At 60.6% G+C, this 5,500-nt stretch carries 7 protein-coding genes; 2 read left to right on the top strand and 5 right to left on the bottom strand.

Going from position 1 to position 5,500, the window contains the following annotated elements:
* Positions 1-63: 63 nt before the first annotated feature.
* On the bottom strand, positions 64-843 hold the full coding sequence (locus AC1D2P_RS30130; RefSeq protein WP_177412274.1) for an AraC family transcriptional regulator: 780 nt from the start codon (positions 841-843) through the stop codon (positions 64-66).
* Positions 844-988: 145 nt separating this feature from the next.
* Here AC1D2P_RS30130 and AC1D2P_RS30125 point away from each other — a divergent pair, with 145 nt between their 5' ends.
* On the top strand, positions 989-1,216 hold the full coding sequence (locus tag AC1D2P_RS30125; RefSeq protein WP_109787242.1) for a DUF6555 family protein: 228 nt from the start codon (positions 989-991) through the stop codon (positions 1,214-1,216).
* 68 nt (positions 1,217-1,284) lie between these two features.
* Here the strand turns inward: AC1D2P_RS30125 and AC1D2P_RS30120 are convergent, their stop codons facing one another.
* From AC1D2P_RS30120 to AC1D2P_RS30110, 3 genes are all read right to left on the bottom strand, one after another.
* Entirely contained in the window at positions 1,285-1,452 is a 168-nt protein-coding gene (locus AC1D2P_RS30120; RefSeq protein WP_081744005.1) for a metallothionein, read from the bottom strand.
* Positions 1,453-1,524: 72 nt separating this feature from the next.
* The gene (locus AC1D2P_RS30115; protein ID WP_477758221.1) at positions 1,525-1,980 is read right to left on the bottom strand and encodes a DMT family transporter; all 456 of its coding nucleotides are present in this window, start codon (positions 1,978-1,980) and stop codon (positions 1,525-1,527) included.
* Positions 1,980-2,465, bottom strand: coding sequence for a DMT family transporter (locus tag AC1D2P_RS30110; protein WP_109787244.1), 486 nt, complete (start codon positions 2,463-2,465; stop codon positions 1,980-1,982). Before AC1D2P_RS30110 ends, AC1D2P_RS30115 begins: the two co-directional genes overlap by 1 nt.
* A 112-nt stretch (positions 2,466-2,577) precedes the next feature.
* Between AC1D2P_RS30110 and AC1D2P_RS30105 the strand changes: the two genes are divergently transcribed.
* Complete coding sequence (locus AC1D2P_RS30105; protein WP_046032741.1) at positions 2,578-3,513, top strand: LysR family transcriptional regulator; 936 nt, start codon at positions 2,578-2,580, stop codon at positions 3,511-3,513.
* A 163-nt stretch (positions 3,514-3,676) separates the two neighbouring features.
* Here AC1D2P_RS30105 and AC1D2P_RS30100 read toward each other — a convergent pair whose 3' ends face one another.
* The gene (locus tag AC1D2P_RS30100; RefSeq protein ID WP_046032740.1) at positions 3,677-5,359 is read right to left on the bottom strand and encodes a methyl-accepting chemotaxis protein; all 1,683 of its coding nucleotides are present in this window, start codon (positions 5,357-5,359) and stop codon (positions 3,677-3,679) included.
* Positions 5,360-5,500 lie beyond the last annotated feature (141 nt).

Below are 5,500 nucleotides of genomic sequence, written 5' to 3'. Positions count from 1 at the left end.
CAGTAATACCGTGCTAGTAGGTTCTACGACTGCTTCGCCGCCGGACGCAGGCTTCGCCAGCGGCTACAGGGTTTGGTGATGGCTGGAAAATTGTGAGGGTGCAATGCCCAGTTCCCGGCGGAACATGTCGCTGAAACTGCTCGGCGAATAGCCCAATTCGCGCGCAATGGCACTGACCGGCACACCCTGAATCAGCTCGGCCACGGCTGTCGCCAGTTGCACCTGTCGCCGCCACTCGGCGAACCCCATGCCCAGACCGTCCTTGAACAAGCGCGCCAGGGTGCGCACGCTGGCACCGGCGCTTTCGGCGTGTTGTTCAAAAGAGATGTCCAGCGATGGCGCGGCCATGACGGCCTGACAGAGGTTGATCAGGCGTCGGTCGGAATCATCCGGCATCGGGATTTTCAACTCGGAGCGCTTGGCGCGCCTGAGTTCCAGCAGTGCAAGGCCGACCAGCGCCTCGTAATACTCGGGCGCGCCGTTGTCGCCCTGCTCCACCAACCCGACGATCAGCTCGCGCAGCAAGCCGCCAACCTCGATGACCTGAACGGTTTCGTCCAGCGTCGCGGCGAGGGACGGTCGCAGGTAGATGTTACGCATCTGCAAGTCCGAGACCACGCGAATCCCATGGGGCACGCCCGGTGGCAGCCACACCGCCCGTTGCGGCGGCACGACCAGCGCTTCATGGGGCGTTTCGACCCACATCACCCCGCTCATCGCATACAGCAACTGGCCCCAGACGTGCTCGTGTGGCTCGATGAACAAGCCGCGCGGATAGGTCCGTGCCAGTGGTTGCACGGGCACATCGGTATCACTCAGGTCGGGGGGCGCAGCAAGGGCCATGGGCAGCATTCATTGGGGTATTGAGACATTGCATGGTAACCAGCCCAACGTCTGGTCGCCACTGGTCGCCGCCACCTGACAATCCAACTGAATTTTCCGCGACACCGACGATCCCTCTATTACCACCGGGAGGAATACGGGCTTTATGAACAACACAAAACTTTTCGTCATTGAATACACCCTTCATGGCGCCCCCAAGTCATTCATCATCCGCCTGGACAAGATGGACAACGCGGAGGCCTGGCATTGGGCGAGCTGCGACGCCGGGGTGGGCCGGATCCCGCGTTTCGGCCGGGAGAAGGTGCAAAAGACCAGCAAGCCGATGGCAGAGAAGTTCGGCGTCGAGAACGTGACCTGGCGGCCAGCGAGTTAATAAAAAAGAGCGATTGAATACCTGCGGCGAGGGAGCTTGCTCCCGCGCCACAAGATCAGGTTTTAGCACTATTTCTCGTGAGCACACTTGCAGCCCTTGCTGGAGCATTCTTCGCCATGTTCATGGTGCTTGGCGCAGGCTTCGCAGCAATAGTGTTTACCGTGGCGCGCTATCGGATGCTCGCCCAGCTTGCACGAGCATTTGGGACAATCGCAGATACTGTCACTGCTGATCATGAGTCTGACTCCATTGGTGTGGTCGTCGGGGTGCCGCACGCGCGGCCCGTCTTACCAGTGTAGGAGTTTGCGTCAGCCCTGCCGCTTGCTGCTGCGATACATGAACACCAACGCCAGTCCCAGACACACCATCGCCACGATCCGGCTGTTCGACAGGTCGATGGCCGGATTACCCAGCCAGCCGAAATTGTCGATCAACATGCCCATGCCCAGTTGCCCGACAATCACCGCCACAGTCGCCACCGCCGTACCGACCCTTGGCACCGCGCCGACCATGACCATCATGTACACCACCCCAAACAGCGCGCCACTGAGTTGCCACTTCGGCACGTCCAGCAAGCTCACGGCCTGCGCCGGTTCGAAAAACAGGATCAGCAGCCCGGTAACCACCGCCCCCACCACGAAGGTCAGCAAACTGCTGCGCAACACGCCAACCGTTTCGCCCAGACGGCCATTGATCGCCGCCTGCACACTCAACACCGCACCGGCCGCCACGATTACGGCCAACAAAATATTCAGATTCATCATCAACCCCGAGCGATCAGAACAAGTGCCACGACAATCAACAGCAACGCCAGCCAGCGTTCACCGTTGACCTTTTTGCGGCTGGCGCCGAACCAGCCAAAGTGGTCGATCAGTACGCTTTTGCCGACCTGCCCGCAGAGGATCGCGATCATGGTCATTGCAATGCCGATGTGCGGCGTGGCCAGGGTCAGCACCACCACATAAATCGGCCCGAGAAAGCCGCCGATCAACTGCCAGCGCGGCAAGGTGTTCAACGCCGGACCTTGTTGCGGGCCGCTGAACAACAGCAGCAAAAACAGAATCGCCGAGCCGACTCCGAAAATGCTCAATGTCGCCCACAAATGCCCGACCTGAACCCCGAGCGGCCCGAGCAACCCGGCCTCCACGGAAAGGCCCATGCCGGCGAGGATCACCAGCGGCAACAGCAATAGCCGCAGCCCTGGTTTGGTCGCGGGTGTGACCGCAGTGTTGATTGAAGACGCTTGCATAAGGGAAACCTGCCTGTAGAAACAATGGCCGGCATTATCCGGTGGCAGTGCTTTGCGATAAATGGGAGTAGCCTGACAACACTTTTGCGCAACTCGCACAGCAGGACGAATCATGCACGGCCTCAACGACCTCGGATTCAAGGCACTTCGGCTGTTTGTCGCGGTGCTCGACCATGGCAGTTTTTCCGAAGTGGCGCGGCGCGAAGGCCTGGCGCCCTCTTCGATTTCCCGGCAGATCCAGCTAATGGAACAAGCCCTGAGCCAGCAATTGCTCTACCGCCACACCCGCGCCGTAACGCCCACCGAAGCCGGGCGCATGCTCGGTCATCATGCGCGGCTGGTGCTGGTGCAACTGGAAGAAGCCGAGCAAGCCTTGCAAGAACAGCAAAGCGAACCTAGCGGGCTGGTGCGGATCAACGCCCCGGTGGTTTTCGGCCAACGGCACCTGACGCCGTGGCTGGGGCAATTGTGCGAGCGCTATCCGAAGCTGCAACTGGATATCCAGCAAACCGACCACTACATCGACCCGCTGCAAGAAGGTGCCGACCTGCTGTTTCGCATCGGCCCGCTGCACGACTCCAGCATGCAGGCGCGCATTCTGGCGCCTCACCGGTTTCAAGTCGCCGCCAGCCCGGCCTACCTAGAACGCCACGGCACACCGCAACACCCTGAAGACCTCGCAGCGCATCAATGCCTGGCCTACAAAGGCGCGACAGGCCTGCAACGCTGGTTTTTCCGCAAGGATCAGCAGGACTGGACGCCCTACTCGGTCAAAGGGCCGATCACCGGCAATCACGCTGACACCCTGGTTCAAGCCGCCGAACAAGGGTTGGGGTTGGTGATGTTTCCGTCATGGTTGATTGGCGAGGCAGTGCGCGAAGGCACGCTGGTGCCGGTGCTGGGGGACTTTCAGGTATCCAACAGCCTGGAGCCGCAGCAGATTGCGGTGTTGTGGCCGGGCAGCCGACGGTTGTCGGTGAAGGTGCGGACGGTGATTGATTTCTTTGTTGAATGCTTTGGGGCTGTGCCGTATTGGGACAGACCGTAGCATCAACATAAATCTGTAGCAGCTGGCGCAGCCTGCGTTCGGCTGCGCAGCAGTCGTGAAATCAGTCGATGCGGTGTTTCAGGAAGACCTCGCACTCAAGGTTTACGACTGCTTCGCAGCCGAACGCAGGCTGCGCCAGCTGCTACAAAGAATGCTTAACGGCTCAGATACGGAACTGGCCGACCAGTTTGCCAAGGCGCTGGCCGAGGTCAGCCAGGCTGCGCGAAGTCTGCGCACCGAGCTGCGTTTCATCCGCCACATTGTCCACGGCGACCGCGATCTGATGCACGCTGCGGTTGATCTCTTCGGCCACTGCGGTTTGTTCTTCAGCGGCGCTGGCGATCTGTGCGTTCATCGAGTTGATGGTGCCGATCAACTGCGCCATGGTGTCGAGTGAGGCGCCCGCCTCGTTGGCCTGCGCGGACGTGCCGTCGCCGGCTTCGCTGGAACGGCGCATGGCTTCCACCGCCGATTGGGTCCCGGCCTGCAAGCGGTCGATCATGCCCTGGATTTCCTGGGTGCTGATTTGCGTACGACTGGCCAGCGCGCGAACTTCATCGGCCACCACCGCAAACCCGCGCCCCGCTTCGCCGGCACGGGCCGCTTCGATGGCGGCGTTGAGTGCCAGCAAGTTGGTTTGGTCGGCAATCGAACGGATCACACCGAGGACGCTGACAATCGACGACACGTCTTTTTGCAGGCTGTCCAACGACACACCGCTGCTGCGGATGTCGTCCACCAACGCATGAATCTTCACGATACTGCCGGCCACCACACGCTTGGCGGCCTGGCCTTCTTCGTCAGTTTGCTGTGCAGCCACGGCTGCGTTTTGTGCACTTTTGGCCACTTCCTGAGCCGCCGCCGACATTTCGTTGATCGCCGTCGCAACCTGATCGGTCTCATGGCGCTGACGTTCCATGGCCTGGTCCGAACGCTGGGCCTGGTCGGAGACCTGATTCACCAGACCGGTCAGTTGCGAGGTCATTTCGGTGATCTGGCGCACCAGACTGTGGATTTTGTCGACAAAACGGTTGAACGAGCCAGCCAGTTCACCGAGTTCATCCTGGCTGGTGATGGACAAGCGGCGCGTCAGGTCGCCCTCGCCCGCCGCGATGTCATCGAGGTTGGCTTTCATCAGGTTCAGTGGACGCAGAATGGTGTTGGCCAGCAGCAGGCCGACCGCCGCAATCACCAACAGCAGCACCGCGGCAATCCCGACAATGCTCAGCACCACGCCTTCCATGCGTTCCTGGACCTTGGCCTCCACCAGCGCGACTTGCGCTTCGATGCCATCGAGGTTGACCGACGTGCCCACCGCCATGTCCCACTTCGACAGGTATTCGGTGTAGCCGAGTTTAGGCACCAGCACCTGGGTGTTGCCGGGCAGCGGTGAGCTGTATTGCAGGTAGTGAGTACCGTCCTTGGCGACTTTCACCAGGTCGCGGTTGACGTAGACGCCGTTCGGGTCGCGGTTGTCCTTGAAGCTCTGGCCCACGCCTTCGGGGCTGTTGGCCTTGAACAGGCGCACTGTGTTGGAGTCGTAGCCGAAGAAGTAGCCTTCCTTGCCGTAGGTGATGCTCGACAGCAACTTGATCACCTGCGCGCGCGCGGCATCATCACCGGGGGCGGCCGCGTCGTAGAGCGGTTTGATCGTGGTCATGGCCACGGCAACGTAGCTTTGCAGCGTGGCCTTGGCATCGTTGAGCAGGCGCTGACGGGTTTCTTCGACTTCCTTGTGCGCCTGTTCCTGGAGGACGAACAGCGTGGTCAGGCTGATAACCAAGGCAAAGAGCAACACCGGGAGAACGGCAAGGGACAGAACTTTAGCCTTCAGGCTCATGCGCATGACGGTTCACTCTTTTGGTTTTGTTGGCGTGGTTAAAGGCTTTAACGGCACGCCAACAAAAAACTGTAGGAGCACGGCTTGCCGGCGATGGCGATTTCAAGGACGCCATCGCCGGCAAGCCGTGCTCCTACAGGGTTTTCG

Source organism: Pseudomonas sp. P1_F1_2, from assembly GCF_056405815.1.
This window is presented reverse-complemented; position numbering and strand designations above follow the sequence as displayed.